Source organism: Streptomyces sp. AMJ-169, from assembly GCF_055597585.1.
The window spans coordinates 804,859-820,597 of sequence record NZ_JBVLTJ010000002.1 but is presented as its reverse complement, the minus strand read 5'-3'; the positions used below and the strand labels follow the sequence as shown (position 1 = coordinate 820,597).

14 protein-coding genes are annotated in these 15,739 nt (G+C 69.4%); 4 read left to right on the top strand and 10 right to left on the bottom strand.

From position 1 onward, the window contains the following. The first annotated feature begins 36 nt into the window (after positions 1–36). Together ACYUD3_RS08150 and ACYUD3_RS08145 are read left to right on the top strand one after the other, a co-directional pair. Entirely contained in the window at positions 37–858 is an 822-nt protein-coding gene (locus ACYUD3_RS08150; protein WP_470965917.1) for a YceI family protein, read from the top strand. Positions 859–1,127: 269 nt separating this feature from the next. Further along, the gene (locus ACYUD3_RS08145; protein ID WP_470965915.1) at positions 1,128–1,598 is read left to right on the top strand and encodes a PPOX class F420-dependent oxidoreductase; all 471 of its coding nucleotides are present in this window, start codon (positions 1,128–1,130) and stop codon (positions 1,596–1,598) included. 283 nt (positions 1,599–1,881) lie between these two features. Here ACYUD3_RS08145 and ACYUD3_RS08140 read toward each other — a convergent pair whose 3' ends face one another. The 9 genes from ACYUD3_RS08140 to ACYUD3_RS08100 form a co-directional block, all read right to left on the bottom strand. Then, positions 1,882–2,376, bottom strand: coding sequence for a hypothetical protein (locus tag ACYUD3_RS08140; RefSeq protein ID WP_470965912.1), 495 nt, complete (start codon positions 2,374–2,376; stop codon positions 1,882–1,884). Then, positions 2,373–3,017: a hypothetical protein gene (locus tag ACYUD3_RS08135; RefSeq protein ID WP_470965910.1), complete on the bottom strand. Its 645-nt coding sequence runs from the start codon at positions 3,015–3,017 to the stop codon at positions 2,373–2,375. Before ACYUD3_RS08135 ends, ACYUD3_RS08140 begins: the two co-directional genes overlap by 4 nt. Positions 3,018–3,196: 179 nt before the next feature. Further along, complete coding sequence (locus tag ACYUD3_RS08130; protein ID WP_470965908.1) at positions 3,197–3,922, bottom strand: TetR/AcrR family transcriptional regulator; 726 nt, start codon at positions 3,920–3,922, stop codon at positions 3,197–3,199. Between the two features lie 388 nt (positions 3,923–4,310). Further along, positions 4,311–5,729: an MFS transporter gene (locus ACYUD3_RS08125; protein WP_470965905.1), complete on the bottom strand. Its 1,419-nt coding sequence runs from the start codon at positions 5,727–5,729 to the stop codon at positions 4,311–4,313. Positions 5,730–5,894: 165 nt separating this feature from the next. Continuing rightward, complete coding sequence (locus tag ACYUD3_RS08120) at positions 5,895–8,087, bottom strand: glycosyltransferase family 39 protein (RefSeq protein ID WP_470965903.1); 2,193 nt, start codon at positions 8,085–8,087, stop codon at positions 5,895–5,897. Continuing rightward, on the bottom strand, positions 8,084–9,490 hold the full coding sequence (locus ACYUD3_RS08115) for a bifunctional glycosyltransferase family 2/GtrA family protein (protein ID WP_470965901.1): 1,407 nt from the start codon (positions 9,488–9,490) through the stop codon (positions 8,084–8,086). The genes ACYUD3_RS08120 and ACYUD3_RS08115 overlap by 4 nt, the downstream gene beginning before the upstream one ends. A gap of 14 nt (positions 9,491–9,504) precedes the next feature. Then, positions 9,505–11,121, bottom strand: a complete 1,617-nt coding sequence (locus ACYUD3_RS08110) for a sensor histidine kinase (RefSeq protein WP_470965898.1) — start codon at positions 11,119–11,121, stop codon at positions 9,505–9,507. Next, on the bottom strand, positions 11,118–11,858 hold the full coding sequence (locus ACYUD3_RS08105; RefSeq protein ID WP_059202906.1) for a response regulator transcription factor: 741 nt from the start codon (positions 11,856–11,858) through the stop codon (positions 11,118–11,120). Before ACYUD3_RS08105 ends, ACYUD3_RS08110 begins: the two co-directional genes overlap by 4 nt. A 213-nt stretch (positions 11,859–12,071) precedes the next feature. Beyond that, positions 12,072–13,046, bottom strand: a complete 975-nt coding sequence (locus tag ACYUD3_RS08100) for a DUF2797 domain-containing protein (RefSeq protein ID WP_470965895.1) — start codon at positions 13,044–13,046, stop codon at positions 12,072–12,074. Between the two features lie 341 nt (positions 13,047–13,387). Between ACYUD3_RS08100 and ACYUD3_RS08095 the strand changes: the two genes are divergently transcribed. After that, the gene (locus ACYUD3_RS08095; RefSeq protein WP_470965893.1) at positions 13,388–13,921 is read left to right on the top strand and encodes an NUDIX hydrolase; all 534 of its coding nucleotides are present in this window, start codon (positions 13,388–13,390) and stop codon (positions 13,919–13,921) included. Here the strand turns inward: ACYUD3_RS08095 and ACYUD3_RS08090 are convergent. Next, a complete protein-coding gene (locus ACYUD3_RS08090; protein ID WP_470965890.1) occupies positions 13,899–15,239 on the bottom strand; it encodes a helix-turn-helix domain-containing protein in 1,341 nt (446 codons plus the stop codon). The two genes, ACYUD3_RS08095 and ACYUD3_RS08090, sit on opposite strands and share 23 nt — an antisense overlap. Positions 15,240–15,364: 125 nt before the next feature. Between ACYUD3_RS08090 and ACYUD3_RS08085 the strand changes: the two genes are divergently transcribed. Continuing rightward, entirely contained in the window at positions 15,365–15,595 is a 231-nt protein-coding gene (locus ACYUD3_RS08085; RefSeq protein ID WP_470965888.1) for a hypothetical protein, read from the top strand. Positions 15,596–15,739 lie beyond the last annotated feature (144 nt).

Below are 15,739 nucleotides of genomic sequence, written 5' to 3'. Positions count from 1 at the left end.
GTCGAACTAGGTTTTCTGAGCGAGGAGTTACCTGAGATGTCCCTGTCCGCGAAGATCCGTACGCGGGACGGCTGGGCCGTGTCCCACGCGGTCGTGACCGTGACCGACATGACCGGCACCCAAGTGCTGCGCGCCGAGGCCGACGGGGAGGGGGTCGTACGGGACGCCGGTGAGCTGGCGCCCGGGCCGCACACCGTCATCATCACGGCCGTCGGGTACGCGCCGGCCGCGTCCACCGCGTTCGTGACCGCCAGTGGCCGCGCGGAGGTTGGGGTCGTCACCCTCTCCCGCCAGGGCGGTACGGAGCTGCCGCCGCCCGGCGCCTGGACCGTCGACCCCGCCCACTCCGTCGTCGGCGCCGCCGCTCAGCACATCGGGATCTCCAGTGTGCGGGGGCGGTTCACCGAGTTCAGCGCGTCCATCGAGGTCGCCGCTGATGATGTGACCAAGTCCCGTGTGGAGGCGGTGATTCGGGCCGCTTCCATCGATACGGGGAACGCTGCGCGGGACGGGCACTTGAGGTCGGCGGACTTTCTGGATGTCGAGCGGTTCCCGGAGATTACTTACCGGTCAACGGGGTTGACGGTTGCGGGGGCGGATCGGTGGGTCGTGCAGGGGGAGTTGGGGATGCGGGGGGTCGTGCGGGCGGTGGATCTCGATCTGTCGTATCTGGGGACGGGGGCGGATCCGTGGGGTGGGACTCGGGCGGCGTTCCGGGCGACTGCTGAGTTGCGGCGGGAGGATTTCGCGATGAATTACAACCAGGTGGTGCAGGCGGGGATTGCGGCTATTGGGACTACGTTGAGGGTGGAGTTGGATGTGCAGGCTGTGCAGGGGGAGGGGGTGCTGGAGGGGTGAGGGGGAGCTTGGGGTGGGGGGGGAGGGGTGGGGGCTCGGGTTGGCGGTGAGGGGAGGGCTGGGGGCTCGGGGCTCGGAGGCTCGGGGCTGGGGGCTCGGGGCGCGGTGAGGTGAGGGCCAGGGGCCGGGACTCGGGACTCGGGGCTGGGGACTCGGGGCTCGCGGCGCGCTGCTCGGCGCTCGGCGCTCGGCGCTCGGCGCTTTGTGAGTCTGGGGCGTTGGGTCCTGTGTGTCTGGGGTCCTGCAGCTTGTGCGCCTAGGGTGCTGTCATGGCATCGAACATCGCTACTAACACCCGCGTATCCCTCGCCGATCTCCTCGACTTCGTGCGGCCCCGGCATCGTGCGCTGCTGCTGACGCGGCGGGCCGACGGGAGTCCGCAGGCGTCTCCCCTGACCTGCGGGGTCGATGACTCCGGGCGGCTGGTCATGTCGACGTATCCGGAGCGGGCCAAGACGCGGAACGCTCAGCGGGACGAGCGGGTGAGTGTCGTGATTCTCAGTGACGAGTGGAACGGGCCGTGGGTTCAGATCGACGGGGTCGCCGAGGTGCTCGATGTTCCCGAGTCTGTGGAGCCGTTGGTCGAGTACTACCGGAATATCGCGGGGGAGCATCCTGATTGGGCGGAGTATCGGGAGGCGATGCTGCGGCAGGGGAAGTCCATCATCCGGGTGACACCGGAGAAGTGGGGGCCGGTGGCGACGGGGGGGTTTCCGGCTCGGTTGGGTGGGGGGGTCTGAGGGGGTGGGGGGTGCTGTTTGAGGGCGGGTGCGGGCAGTGTGTGGCTGGTCGCGCCCACGCGGCGGAGCCGCAAATCCAACACAGCCCCGCGCCCCTGAAAGGCGGCTGCGCCGCCATCACAGGCCAGCTCGCCCTCCTCGGCCAGGAGGCATGCCGCCTCCATCTGGACGCCCCTGCCACACCGGACGCCGCGCCCTCCGGCGTGGCCGAGGTGCATGCCGTGCTGCGGCAGAAGTACCGGGTGCTTCCCGGCACCAAAGCGGGAAGCACCCAGTGATGGGCTCAGACAGCGTCGATCTGCCAGGCGATCACGCCGGTCGCCCCTTGACCCCCATCGACATCGATCCGAATCCCCTTGCCCGCGGTGATCCGCTGCTGGACGACGGACTCGTCGCACGGCACCGTGGCCTTCACCACGGAGCCGCTCGAAGGCGCGAGCTTCAGCTGCGCACTGCCGCTGCCGGCGCACACCAAGTTGAGCCGGTAGACCTTTCCTTCACTCAACCCGGGCTCAGTGTGGATGCCGTCAGCCACGCGCTCCGCACCGGACTCGACCAGCGTGCCGCTGTGCACCGCGGTGAGCGCGGCCTGGGCTTGTTCGGTCAACTTCTGCTCCGACGGCCCAGCAGCCGACCGCGACGGGCTCGCCACGGCCGACGGTGAGGAATGCGCGCCCGTGTTCCCGCTCTCCGCCGCCGTGCACGCGGTGATCAGGAGAATCGGCACCACAAGGGCGCTCCGGACGAACCACGCCGTCCGCTGGCTCACATGCGTCATGTCGCGGTTTCCCAGTACTTCCAGCCGGTCTCGGATGTGGGCAACGTCGCCGTACCATGGGCGACTTCGACGGCGCTACAGCCACTGGTGCCGCCCAGCCGGTACTTCTTCCAGGTCACCTTGTAACCCCACGAGCCGTACTGCAAGTGCCCGTACTTGCCCGTGCCCACCGTGCGGGTGTAAGTGTGCCCGGTCGCGATCGAGACACTGCCGGCAATCTTGTAAGTGATGGACGACTTGGCAGCGGCGACGACGAGATTGGCTTCCGCCGTGACCGTCCCGCTCACCTCGGCCGTGATGGTCCCCGTCTTGGTCACGCTGACGGTCATGGAACCGCCCGGACCGTCCTTATAACTGGTCCCGTTCCACCACGACGGTATGTGGTAGTTCTGCTTCGACGTGATGCTGACCCACGTCGACGGGCCGTCACACCGCTGCGGTCTCCTCTGGATCTCAGGAACGACCGGCTCGACGTCGCCTTCCCAGCCCTGTCTGTCGTTCACTTCCGTCGTCTGGTCGGCCGATACGGCCGTACCGTCGGCCGGCGCGTCCGCGGCGACGGCGGTTTCCGTTGTTCCAATGCCGATAAGCAGCACAGCGGTGGCAGCGCTGGTCAGTGCGCGCCGTGAGCCGATGCCCATGTGACACCTTTCAGGTGGACCGCCCCCGTGGCGATCAAGCAATCGAACCCTACGGTTACCGTATGTACACAACAAGTAGTTACCAGATGTTCTGAGGGAAACTTGAGCAGCTCAGAGGGCATGCCGGTGACTACGGCAGGCCGCGTTGATCCTGTACGCAGGGCCGTGGCCGAGTCCGCTCAAGAGCGCCGCACCATAGCTTCGATCCCCGCGATCAGCAGATCCAACGCGAACGTGAAATCCCGGTTCTGCATCTCGCCCACCGTCACCGCCCCCCGCGCCTGGACCAAGTCCCGTGAGCGTTCTACTGCGGGGGCCGTGGAGGGGTGGGTGCCTGTTGCCGTCATTGCTTCCTCGTAGTACGCGTCCGGGGTCAGGCCCGAAGCCGCTACCTGGGCGTGGAAGAGGCCCTCCATCGTGCCGAAGCCGTAGACGAACTGGAAGACGGCCGCGATTCCGCCCTGGATGTCCTTGGGCGGGAGGCCGGTTCGGCGGAAGGAGTTCTGTACGGCCTGGGAGAAGGCCAGCGCGTTCGGGCCGACGTTCAGGTAGCGGCCCGCCAGCGGGGAGACCCACGGGTGGCGGACCAGGAGCGCCCGGTACCACCCCGCCAGCTCCCGCAGCTCCCCCCGCCAGTCCTCCCCCTCCCCGGGCACCGGCAACTCCCCGTACACCGCGTCCAGCGCCAGCTCCAGCAGGTCGTCCTTCGTGTCGACGTACCAGTACACCGACATCGCCGTCACCTCCAGCTCCGCCGCCAGCCGCCGCATGGAGAACTTGTCCAGCCCCTCGGCGTCGAGCAGCCGCACGCTGACCGAGGTGATACGCCCCCGATCCAGCCCCGCCGGCTGCTTGACCCGCCCACGCCGCTCCCCCTCCCCCAGCCACACACTCCGCCGCGACATCGACACCTCCTGCTGAACATGGCTGGCTGAACATGGCTGACTGATCTATCGATCAATCAATCAATCAGGTTAAGGGGGGGTGGGGGGAGCGGTGCTCAAGGAGGCAGGGGGAGGGGGGCTAAGGGGAGAGGGTGTCTGAAGGGAGGGGCGGGCAGGGAAGAGCTGGTCGTGCGGGGGGGGGAGGGGCAGGCGCTGATGGGAGCCGGCCTGTGAAGGTGGCGCGCAGCCGCCTCTTCCGGCACCCGGACCAGCCCCTGATAGCGCCGCAGCTGTCTCCAAGAGGCGCCGGCCAGTCCCTGCTGGCGGCGCAGCCGCCTTCTAAGGGGCGCGGGGCTGGTGGAGCGGCGGCAGGTGGGCGCGACCAGCCACACACCACCCGCACCCGCCCTCACACCCCCACCCCCTCCCCCTTCCCCGCCCCCACCCCCGCCCTCCTCAACAACACCCCCGCCACCAACCCCCCCGCCGCCACCGCCCCCGCCCCCACCAACTGCCCCTCCCGCAACCCCTCCTCCAACTCCCCCGCCGAAGTCAGCACAGCCCCCAGCACAGCCACCCCCAGCCCCGTCCCGAACTCCGCCAGCATCCCGTTCACCCCCGCCCCCACCCCCGCCCGCTCCGGAGGAATCGCACTCATGATCGCGTGAGCCATCGCCGGACTCGCGGTAGCCGTCCCCACCCCGATCAGCACCAGCCCCAGCAACGTCCCCCCATACCCCTCCTCCCCCAGCACCCCGATCGACACAAGCCCGGCAGCCATCACCCCCATCCCCACAAGAATCGTCACCGGCCCGCCCAGCCGCGCGGTGATACGAGCGGCCGCCCCGGAAAAGTTCAGCACCAAGACGGCCACCGCCAGCGGAGCGGTCCGCAACCCGGCCTCCAACGCCCCGTACCCGAGGACCAGTTGAAGATGCTGGGTCAGCAAGAACAGCGCGCCCCCCATCCCGAAGGACACCAGCACGGCCCCCGCCACCGCCCCGGTGAACTGCCGATTCCGGAAGAAGGACATGTCCAGCATCGGATAGGGAACCCGCGCCTCCCACCAGGCGAACACGGCGAGTACGACAACGGCGACCACCCCGCTCACCAGCACCCGCCGAACCCCCCACCCATGCTCAGGCCCGGAGATGATCGCGAACACGAGCGACGACATCCCGACCGTCGACAGCACGGCCCCGAGCAGATCAGGCCGGTCCCCCTGAGGATTCTTCGACTCCGGCACCAGCATCACCCCGGCGACCACCGCCAGCACCACCACCGGCAGATTGATCAGAAAGATCGCCCCCCACCAGAAGTGCCCCAGCACGAACCCCCCGAGCAACGGCCCGGCGGCGAACCCCAAGGAGTTCACGGAGGCCCATATCCCGATCGCCTTGGCCTGCTCGGAGGGCGTGAAGATCTGCATGGCCACCGCGAGAGTCGTGGTCGTGAGCAGCGCCCCGCCCACCCCCATCCCGGCCCGCGCGGCGATCAACTGCCCGGTGGAGGAGGCCAGTCCGGCGACCAGGGAGCCGACGCCGAACAGCACGACGCCGGCCAGCAGCATCTTCTTACGGCCGTACCGGTCCGCCGCGCTGCCCGCCGTAAGCAACAGCCCCGCCTGGACGAGCGAGTACGCGTTGATCATCCACTGCACGTCAGAGGTGGTCGCCCCCAACTCCCGTTCCAGGGAAGGGATCGCGACGTTCAGGACGGTGTTGTCGAGCAGCACCGTCAGCTGCGCGAGACAGAGCACCCCGAGAATCAGCCAGCGCTGCGGATGGCCGCCGGGGAGAGCGGTGGGCGCGGGGAGGGTCGTAGCCATGCCTTACACCGTAGAAGAACTCCCGTACGGTGTACAAGGCAGCGCCGGGAACCGCACGAACCGGCGGCGCCCCCTGCCAGAGGCCGCCGCACAACGCCGCGCGGGCGGCAACCCCTTCCGAAAGGAGTCACCGCCCGCGCCCAGCGAACCGTCTCTTCAGTTACCTCAGCCGCTCGCCTTCTGCGTGAGGTCGTAGAAGGTGGCCGAACCCACCGTCACCTTCTTGAAGTTGGCCTCGATCCACGTGGTGATCTGGGACGACGTACCGGTCGAGCTGCCGCCCGCCATCCCGCCGCCGCCGGAGCCGCTGGAGATGAAGTAGTGGATCTTGCCCGCTGCCACGTACTTCTTGAACTCGGCCAGCGTCGGGGACGGGTCGGTGCCGTTGAAGCCGCCGATCGCCATGACCGGGTCGCCGGTCGCCAGCTGGTAGCTCGCCGCGTTCTGCGCGCCGATGGCCGCCGCGGCCCAGGTGTACTGGGAGCTGTCGGTCTCCAGCAGCTTCTTGGCCTCGGAGGTGACGGAGGCGCCGTTCAGGAGACCGCCTACGCCGCCCCCGCCCATGCCGCCCTCGCCGGCCGTACCGCCGCCGGGGAAGCCCTGGCCCTGCCGGCCCTGGCCCTGACCCTGAGTGCCCTGGTTCTGCGAACTGCCGTTGCCGCCCTGGGAGTTGCCCCCCTGGCCGCCCGTACCGCCGCCGCCGAAGCCACCGTTGCCGCCGCCCGGGAAACCGTTAGTCCCGTTGCCCTGCTGCGAGTTACCCGTCCCACCCTGCTGACCAGGCATCCCGCCACCCCGCATACCGCCCCCGCCAGGCCCCCCGCGCCCGCCCATCATCGACGCGCCCGCAGGCCCCGCCGTGACGATCGAACCGGTGTGGCCCTCCTGAAGCGTGCTGATCGTGTACGCCGTCGGCCCCGCCAGCGAGGCCACCAGGCCCACCGCCGCGGCCCCCAGCGCGAGTTGACGGTTGATCCGCCCCGCGAAGACCAGCCCCAGCGCCGCGGCCAAGCCGCCGATCAGCACCAGCCACTTCAGCCAAGGCAGGTAATCCGGCGTCCGGTTGAGGAGGATGTACCCCCAGCCCGCCGCCGACACGACCGCCGCCGCGAGCGTGATCGACGCCCAGAACTCCGCGCGCTTCTCCCACAGCAGCCCCGCGCCCATCCCGACCACAGCCGCGATGTACGGCGCCAGCGCCACCGTGTAGTACTGGTGGAAGATGCCCGCCATGAAGCTGAAGACGAGCGCCGTCATCAGCAGCGAGCCGCCCCAGACCAGGAACGAACTCCGGGTCACCGACGTCCGCTTGTACTTGCGCGTCGCGACCAGACCGGCCACCAGCAGGATCAGCGCCGCCGGCAGCAGCCAGGAAATCTGGCTGCCGATCTCGGAGTTGAACATCCGGTCCCAGCCGGTCGCGCCCCACTGGCCGGTGCCGCCCCCGCCGCCCCCGCCGCCGACCGAACCGGTCTCCTCGCCGTTCAGCCGGCCAAGTCCGTTGTAGCCGAAGGTAAGTTCAAGGAAGGAGTTGTTCTGCGAGCCGCCGATGTACGGCCGCGAGGACGCGGGCCACAGTTCGACGATCGCCACCCACCAGCCGCCGGAGACGATCAACGCCCCGGTGGCGGCGGCGAGTTGGCCGAGCCGCTTCTTGACGGAGACGGGCGCGCAGACGCCGTAGACCAGGGCCAGCGCGGGGAGGATCAGGAACGCCTGGAGGGTCTTGGCGAGGAAGGCGAAGCCGATGGCGACGCCCGCCCACAGCAGCCACTTGGTGCGGCCGTCCTCCAGCGCGCGGACCACGAAGTAGCAGGCCACCGCCATCAGCAGGGCGAGCATCGCGTCCGGGTTGTTGAAGCGGAACATCAGCGCCGCGACCGGGGTGAGCGCCATCGTGGCGCCCGCGATCAGGCCGGCCGCCGGGGAGAAGCGCCGTCGTACCGCCGCGTAGACCACCGCGACCGTGCCGACGCCCATCAGGACCTCGGGGGTCAGGATCGCCCAGGAGTTGAGGCCGAAGACGCGGACCGACAGCTCCATCGGCCACAGGGACGCCGGGGGCTTGTCGACGGTGATCGCGTTGGCCGCGTCCAGGGAGCCGAAGAAGAAGGCCTTCCAGGACTGCGAACCGGCCTGGACGGCCGCCGAGTAGAAGGAGTTGGCGTAACCGGAGGCGCTCAGGTTGTACAGGTACAGCAGGCCCGTCGCCAGCAGCAGGCCGAGGAAGGCGGGGCGGGCCCAGTTCGGGTCCTCGGGACGGCCGCGCAGAAGTCTGCGGCCGATCGGCTGCTTCGGCTCGGCGGGCGCCTGGGCGGGTTCCCAGGTCGTCCGCTCGTCGTGCTGGAGGGTGGTCATCGCCGGTTCTCCCGGGGGTCGGTGTCGTCGTGGCGGACGGGCTGGAGGCGCATCGTCGCGTCCTGCCAGGGGGCGTCCGCAGCGGCACCGGTGCGGAACTCGGAGGGCTTGCCCTTGCTGAAGAAGTCGGGGACGGCCGGCTCCCGCGGCGTCGCGTCCGCCTCCCGCCGGTCGGGGAAGACCCAGGCGCGGAAGAGCAGGAACCGCAGCACCGTCGCCGCGAGGTTGGCGGCGATCAGCACCGCCAGCTCGGTCGAGTGCCCGGGCGAGTCGCTGGCCGCGTTCAGGGCGGCCAGGGAACCGCTGGTCAGGGCGAGACCGATGCCGAAGACGACGAGGCCCTGCGCGTGATGGCGCATCGCGCCGCCCGAACCGCGCACCCCGAAGGTCAGCCGGCGGTTGACGGCCGTGTTGGCGATCGCGGAGACCAGCAGCGCGAGCGCGTTGGCGACCTGCGAACCGCTGAACGTGCGGAAGCCGCTGTACAGCAGCAGGTAGAAGAGCGTCGACAGACCGCCGACCACACAGAAGCCGACGAGCTGACGGGCCAGTCCCTTGGGTACGTCCATGATCTCGCGGTCGCGGGGGTCGTCACCGAACGGCCTGGTCAGCCGGTCCAGCGAGAGGGAGCCGGTGGCCAGGGCCTTCCCTACGCGCCACACTCCCTTCAGGTCCTCGGTCGCCGTCTTCACGATGTGCACCGTGGAGTCCGGGTCGTCGACCCAGTCGACCGGGACCTCGTGGATCCGAAGTCCCGCCCGCTCCGCGAGCACCAGCATCTCAGTGTCGAAGAACCAGCCGGTGTCCTCCACCAGCGGCAGCAGGACCTGCGCCACATCGCGGCGGATCGCCTTGAACCCGCACTGCGCGTCCGAGAAGCGGGCCTGGAGCGAGCCGCGCAGGATCAGGTTGTACGTCCGGCTGATGAACTCCCGCTTGGCCCCGCGCACCACCCGCGAGCTGCGGGCGAGCCGGGAGCCGATCGCGAGGTCGGAGTGGCCGGAGATCAGCGGGGCGACGAGGGGGAGGAGGGCGTTGAGGTCGGTGGAGAGGTCCACGTCCATGTAGGCGAGGATCGGGGCGTCCGAGGCGGACCAGACGGTCCGCAGCGCCCGGCCGCGGCCCTTCTGCTCCAGCCGGAACGCCTTGACCTCGGGGATCCGGGACTCCAGCTCCTTCGACACCAGCGGCGTCGAGTCGATCGAGGCGTTGTCCGCGATCGTGATCCGGAACGGGTAGGGGAAGGTGCGGGTCAGATGGGCGTGCAGGCGCTCGACGCACGGGCCGAGGTCCTTCTCCTCGTTGTAGACGGGGATCACTACGTCCAGGACAGGCGTACCGGCGACGCCGGCCGGGAGGTGCTCCCGCGCCGGCAGGGTGCCGGGAGAAGAGTCGGTTCGCATGCCAACGACTCTGCTCAGACGCCCTGTTGCACCCATGTGGTGGCCCTGTGCTGACCCTGTGAGTCGAGTTGCCAGTTCGTTTCCGGCGCGGGCTGGGGCAGCGCCGGGGAAAGCGCGGGCAAGTGGACCGTAAAAACGGTCTGTCCGGGCACGCTGTCGACGGTCACCGCGCCGCCGTGCGCGGTCGCGACGGCCTGGACGATCGCCAGCCCGAGCCCGGTCGAGCCGGTGGCCCTGGAACGCGCCGAGTCGCCCCGCGCGAACCGTTCGAAGACGTGCGGGAGCAGGTCCGCGGGGATGCCCTGGCCGTTGTCCTGGACGTCCACGCACATCCAGGGCCCGCGCCGCTGGACGCGCGCGGTGACCGTCGTACCCGGTGGCGTGTGGGTGCGGGCGTTTGCCAGCAGGTTCACCAGGACCTGCTGGAGGCGCGCCGCGTCCGCCGAGATCAGGGCGGGTTCGTCGGGCAGTTCGAGCCGCCAGACGTGGTCCCGGCCGGCCGCCCGCGCGTCGCTGATCGTGTCGACGACGAGGGGGATCAGGTCGGTCTGCTCGAACTGGAGCGGGCGGCCCGCGTCGAGCCTGGCCAGCAGGAGGAGGTCCTCCACCAGCAGGGTCATGCGGCCCGCCTCCGACTCGATCCGGCCGAGCGCGTGCCGGGTGTCGGGGCCGACCTCCTCCCGGCCGCGCCGGGTGAGTTCGGCGTACCCGCGGATCGAGGCGAGCGGGGTCCTCAGTTCGTGGCTTGCGTCGGCGACGAACTGCCGTACCCGCATCTCGCTCTGCTGGCGGGCGTGCAGGGCGCCGTGGATGTGGTCCAGCATCCGGTTGAGCGCGGCGCCGACCTGGCCGACCTCGGTGTGCTGGTCGGTCTCGGACTCGGGGACGCGCTCGCTGAGGTTCACCTCGCCGGTGTGCAGCGGGAGTTCGGAGACCCGGGTGGCGGTCGAGGCGACCTTGCGCAGCGGCCGGGTGGCGACGCCGACGAGCACGTAACTGGCGATACCGGCGGCGATGAGACCGGCGGCGGTGACGCTGAGTTCGACGTAGACGAGGGTGGTGATGGTGCCGTCGGTGTCCTTGGTGGGGATCGCGACGTAGTACGAGCCCTTGCCGCCGGAGACGTAGACGACCCGGTAGCTGCCGAGCCCCGCCAGGTCGACGCTGTGCGAGTCGTTGTCCTGCGCGACGCTGTTCAGGGCGGTCTGCTGGGCGGCGGTGAGGTTCTTCGCCACCATCGGGTTGATGTTGCTGCTGCTGTCGTCCCGCAGGCCGTACTTGGCGTCCGTGATCGAGCCGTTGACGACCTTGGCGATCAGCGTGCCCTGCGGCTGGGGACCCCGGGTGACGAACTCGGTCAGGTCGACCGTACCGGTGGAGAGCGCGTCCGGGGCGTCCTTGCCCTCCGAACCGGGCGGACCGCCCATGCCGGCGGCGCGGCTGGAGACGTCCTTCAGCTTGCCGTTCAGCTGGTCGTACAGATGCTGGTGCAGCGCGAGCGTGGTCACCGAACCGATGACCGCGCACACCACGGCGATCAGCGCCACCGACGCGACGACGAGCCGGGCCCGCAGCGTACGCGGCTTTCCCGTTCGTCTCTTCTGCGGGCGCGGCCGTCGTCGTCCGCTCATGACGCGGCGGGCTTGATCAGGTAACCGGCCCCGCGCCGGGTGTGGATCATCGGCTCCCGGCCGGCGTCGATCTTGCGGCGCAGATAGGAGATGTACAGCTCGACGACGTTGGCCTGGCCGCCGAAGTCGTAGGACCACACGCGGTCGAGGATCTGCGCCTTGCTCAGCACCCGGCGCGGGTTGCGCATCAGGAAGCGGAGCAGCTCGAACTCGGTGGCGGTGAGGTGGATGTTGTCGCCGGCGCGGGAGACCTCGTGACTGTCCTCGTCCAGGGTCAGATCGCCCACGACCAGCACCGAGTCCGAGCGGCGGTCGGCGGCGCCGGAACGCCGGATGAGCCCGCGCAGCCGGGCGACGACCTCCTCCAGGGAGAACGGTTTGGTGACGTAGTCGTCACCGCCGGCCGTGAGCCCGGCGATACGGTCCTCGACCGCGTCCTTCGCGGTCAAAAACAGCACCGGCACGTCCGGCAGTTCGCGGCGCAGCCGGCCCAGGACGGTCAGGCCGTCCATGTCGGGCAGCATCATGTCGAGGACGACGGCGTCGGGGCGGAACTCCCGGGCGGTCTGGATGGCACCGGTGCCGTCGCCGGCACTCCTGATCTGCCATCCCTCATAGCGCAGCGCCATGGACAGCAGCTCGGTGATCGACAACTCGTCGTCCACCACAAGCACTCGGACGGGGCTCCCGTCCGGCCTCAGCAGTTCGGTGCGCCCCTGGGGCGAGGTCGTGGTCATGTTGGACACCATGTCGGGGTCCTCTGAGAGCACGCTTTCCAGAATCTGTGATTTCCCTGAGAAATACACAGGGGGCTCTCAGGGAGTCCTGGGGGTGCGGGGGACATGTGGTGACTTATGGGTGCGGCGGGGCGGAGATGATCAGCGGAACCATTGATTCCGTTGATGAAACGCTGGGGGGAAGCTTTACGGGGGCTGTACCTGGATGTGCCTTCAGAACAGCTCGCCCTGAGGCGGGAGGGGGGCTTGCAGGCGGCGCAGGGGGAAGGGCGGGGCGTCCTGGGGCGCGGGGAGCAGGTCCCAGCCGGCCATGAGGCGGGTGTCGAGGACGACGATGCCGTGCGCGTCGGTCGCGAGGTGCAGGTCGGGGCCGGCGGCGGCGAGGAGGGTGCCGGTGAGGGCGGCGGCGGGGGTGAGGTGGGTGATCTCGGAGGTGGGGGCTTCGGCGGAGGGGGGCGCCGGAGTGAAGGGGGCGGGGGCTTCGGCGGAGGGGGGCGTCGGAGTGAAGGGGGCGGGGGCTTCGGCGGAGGGCGGCGCCGGAGTCGTACCGAGGCCGAACTGCTCGGTGTGGTCGGCCGGTTCGAAAGGGAGCGGGGTGAGGGAGTCGGTCCAGCCGGGGAGGGACTGGGCCCGGCGGTGGAGTGCGGCCATTTCCGGGATGCCGACGGGGGCGACGAGCGGGGCGGCGTACCCCCGCAGGGCGCGTTTGTCCTGGTAGGAGATCCGGTCGGGGACCCGGAGCGCGGCCCGGAGCAGCTCTTCGGTGCGCCGGGCGGCCATGAGCGGGCCGGCGCCGAGCCAGCTGTGACAGAGCGCGCCCTGCTCCAGCAGCCGGACGCCGCCGCGCTCAAGAGCGGTGATCCCGACTTTGACCAGCCCGGGGGCGAACCAGGCGAGGTAGACCCGGTACGTACGGGGATCGTCGGCGATCCCGTCGGCGGCGACGGAGTGCGCCCGGTCCAGCCGCGCGCACTCCTCGCAGCGGGCGTTCCCGCGCCGGGCGGAGACTTCGGCGGAGACGGGACAGGAATTCCCCCGGGCCCCCACACACCGCCGCACCCCTCCCCCCGCCACCCCGAACCCGACCCGCTTCCCCCACTCCATCTCACTGCGCACACCCCCCTCCCACACCAGCACAGCCCCGCCATCGCCCCACCGGAGCCCGGAACACTTCCATGTCTGCGCCATCACGAACGAGCGTAGACGCAAAAAGAGAGGCCCCGGATCTCTCCGGGGCCCCTGTTCTCTGTGCACTCGGCAGGATTCGAACCTGCAACCTTCTGATCCGTAGGATCGGGCAGCACCCCACGAGAAGGGCCGTTGGCCTCCCGTTCTGACCGCCCAGATTGGCGATCACGCGTGGTTGTGTGCCGTCGTTGCCGTCAGGGTTGCCGTCATTTTCGTACGGCGGTGTCCCACCGCACCCCCACGCCGGAAGATTTCGTCACACTGACATGAAAAGGATGGACTTCGCTCCCGCCCCGGCTTCAGTCTGAGATCCTGGAGTCCGATCGAGAGGGGCCGCAGGCATGGAGTGGAAGACCCACGGTGAACGGCAGATCTACACGAACAAGTGGGTGAACCTGTGCCTCGTCGACGTTCAGCAGCCTGACGGGCAGCGCTGGGAGTACCACGTCGTCCGACTGCGGCACCTGGCCGTGGCCGCCGTGGTCAACGACCGTCAAGAGGTTCTGATGATGTGGCGGCACCGCTTCATCACGGATTCGTGGGCCTGGGAGCTGCCCATGGGCCTGGTCGAGGAAGGCGAGACCCCGGAGCAGGCAGCGGCCCGTGAAGTCCTCGAAGAGACAGGTTGGCGGCCTGGCCCCATCAAGCCCCTGATCTACGCCGAACCGGCGAACGGGATCACTGACTCCCAGCACCACGTCTTCCGCGCAGACGGCGCCACCTACGTCGGTCCGCCCACCGAGAAGAACGAGTCCGACCGCATCGAGTGGATTCCCCTCAGTGAGGTGCGCGGGATGATCGACCGCCGCGAAGTCGTCAGCAGTGGGTCACTCGTCGGGCTCCTCTACCTGCTCATGGACGAATCGATCCGCTGACCGGCGGAAGCGCCATCCGTAGCCGTGCCTCGAAGGCGAGTGCTACGGGCTCTTGCCGGTGCGGGGTCAACTGGTCGTAGAACTCCCTGAGATGGCCCGTCACACGCTCCGACGATACGGCCGACGCGGATTCCAGGGCCTGTGTGGCCGTGTGGCACGCCTGGTCAAGCTTGCCCTGGTCGAGCTGCGTGCGCGCCAGCCAGAACGCGTGAAACGCGCGGCCCCGTTGGTTCGTCTCGACCTCCCGCCGCAAGGCATCCGCAATCAAGGGTTCGGCTGTCGCCGCTTCGCCCAGTTGGCCATGGGCGATGCCGGTGTCCACGATGAGCTTCGGTTCATCGAAGTACGCCACCCATGACGGGTCCACATCGCCAGTCCGAATCCGTTCGAAGTGGCGGTGCGCTTCGCCGATCGCCCGGTGGGTCGCATCCCGGTTGCCCGAGGTGGCGTGGGCGAAGGCTTCGCGCATCGAGAGCATGGACAGGACACGCGGCGTCGTACCGAGAGACGAGTGGGCCTGGTCCTGGGCGGCGGTCACGAGGGCCAGGGAGTCTGCGGGCTTGTCCTGGTAGGTGGCCTGCAAGCTCATGCAGGCAAGGACGTTGGCCATGAACTGGCGGTCGTCGATCTCCTTGGCCAGGTTCAGGGCCTCCGTGAAGTACGTGCGGGCCTGGCTGTACTGGCGGGCGTCGAAGTAGGTCCAGCCGGTGAGGCGTGCCAACTCGGCCGCGATGCCGTACAGGCCGTTCTGGATCGACGGAGGCCGGTTCTCCTTCAGGAGTCCGACGACATGGCGGAGTTGGCCGACGATCGCCGGCCGAAGTGCCTCGCCGCCGTGCTGGTCGTCGCGTCGCCAGTAGTCCTCGATGGAGGAGCGGAAGGCGTCAAGTGTGGCTGCGCTGAAGGTCGTTCGCGTTGCCAGGGACAGGATGCCGTCCACCTCGGGACTCGGCAATGACGCAGGCGCCGGCTGTTCGGACTCCAGCACTTGGGGCGCCTCGCGCTGGGCGACCACAAGCGCCTGGGGCGTCTCCCATCCCCGTCGTGCGAGGCCGAGCATGTGTCCGGGGATACGCAAGCCGTCCGCGATGCGCTCGATGACGTCCATGTGCAGCAACTGACGTCGCCCCGCGATGACTTCACCGACTCGGCTCGGAGTCAGCTCGCATCGCCTGGCGATCATCGACGGGTAGATACCCGCCCGGATCTTCACCAGCCGGAAGACCTGGGCGAAGTCCCTTACCCGACATGCCTCGATCATCTCGGGATCGGTGAGCAGCCTGGCGGGCAGTTCCTGCGGCCGGTCGGCGTCAGGCATCGGGCAGGCTCCCCCCTGCGAGGGCTACGCAACGTCGTTGATTCTCTACTTGCCGCGATGTTACCCAAGTTGGGTAATCAGCCTGACCTTTTGGCGAAGGCCCTTCGCTCGCGATGCTCCTGTGCATGGCGAGCAACCAGCAGATCAGACCGGGGATCGGCGAACTGGCGAAGGACCGTGCCAGCGGGCGCATCGGCGTCGTCATGGACAAGGTCGGCGGCCGAGTGCAGATACGGCCGCTCACCGGCGGCACGGAGTGGGACGCCCTGCCGGACAACGTGGTGACGCTGAGTGCGCGGGAGGAACTGAGCGCGCGCCTGGCCATCAGGAACGGCAACAGCCGGACCGGACTGTGACGCACGCCATCGGCTGGTACGCGCGAGCCCTGTTCGTCTTCCTGGTCAGCGGAATGTGCGGCCTGGTGATCGGAACGGCTCTCAGTGCCGGCCTGTAAGACCGGTCGCCCCGGACGGGTGCCAATTCCCTGGTTCCCCACCCCG

Coding starts and splice junctions, on each gene's coding strand:
- ACYUD3_RS08150 (WP_470965917.1), top strand. CDS start 37: ATGTCCCTGTCCGCGAAGATCCGTACGCGGGACGGCTGGGCCGTGTCC.
- ACYUD3_RS08145 (WP_470965915.1), top strand. CDS start 1,128: ATGGCATCGAACATCGCTACTAACACCCGCGTATCCCTCGCCGATCTC.
- ACYUD3_RS08140 (WP_470965912.1), bottom strand. CDS start 2,376: ATGACGCATGTGAGCCAGCGGACGGCGTGGTTCGTCCGGAGCGCCCTT.
- ACYUD3_RS08135 (WP_470965910.1), bottom strand. CDS start 3,017: ATGGGCATCGGCTCACGGCGCGCACTGACCAGCGCTGCCACCGCTGTG.
- ACYUD3_RS08130 (WP_470965908.1), bottom strand. CDS start 3,922: ATGTCGCGGCGGAGTGTGTGGCTGGGGGAGGGGGAGCGGCGTGGGCGG.
- ACYUD3_RS08125 (WP_470965905.1), bottom strand. CDS start 5,729: ATGGCTACGACCCTCCCCGCGCCCACCGCTCTCCCCGGCGGCCATCCG.
- ACYUD3_RS08120 (WP_470965903.1), bottom strand. CDS start 8,087: ATGACCACCCTCCAGCACGACGAGCGGACGACCTGGGAACCCGCCCAG.
- ACYUD3_RS08115 (WP_470965901.1), bottom strand. CDS start 9,490: ATGCGAACCGACTCTTCTCCCGGCACCCTGCCGGCGCGGGAGCACCTC.
- ACYUD3_RS08110 (WP_470965898.1), bottom strand. CDS start 11,121: ATGAGCGGACGACGACGGCCGCGCCCGCAGAAGAGACGAACGGGAAAG.
- ACYUD3_RS08105 (WP_059202906.1), bottom strand. CDS start 11,858: ATGACCACGACCTCGCCCCAGGGGCGCACCGAACTGCTGAGGCCGGAC.
- ACYUD3_RS08100 (WP_470965895.1), bottom strand. CDS start 13,046: ATGGCGCAGACATGGAAGTGTTCCGGGCTCCGGTGGGGCGATGGCGGG.
- ACYUD3_RS08095 (WP_470965893.1), top strand. CDS start 13,388: ATGGAGTGGAAGACCCACGGTGAACGGCAGATCTACACGAACAAGTGG.
- ACYUD3_RS08090 (WP_470965890.1), bottom strand. CDS start 15,239: ATGCCTGACGCCGACCGGCCGCAGGAACTGCCCGCCAGGCTGCTCACC.
- ACYUD3_RS08085 (WP_470965888.1), top strand. CDS start 15,365: ATGGCGAGCAACCAGCAGATCAGACCGGGGATCGGCGAACTGGCGAAG.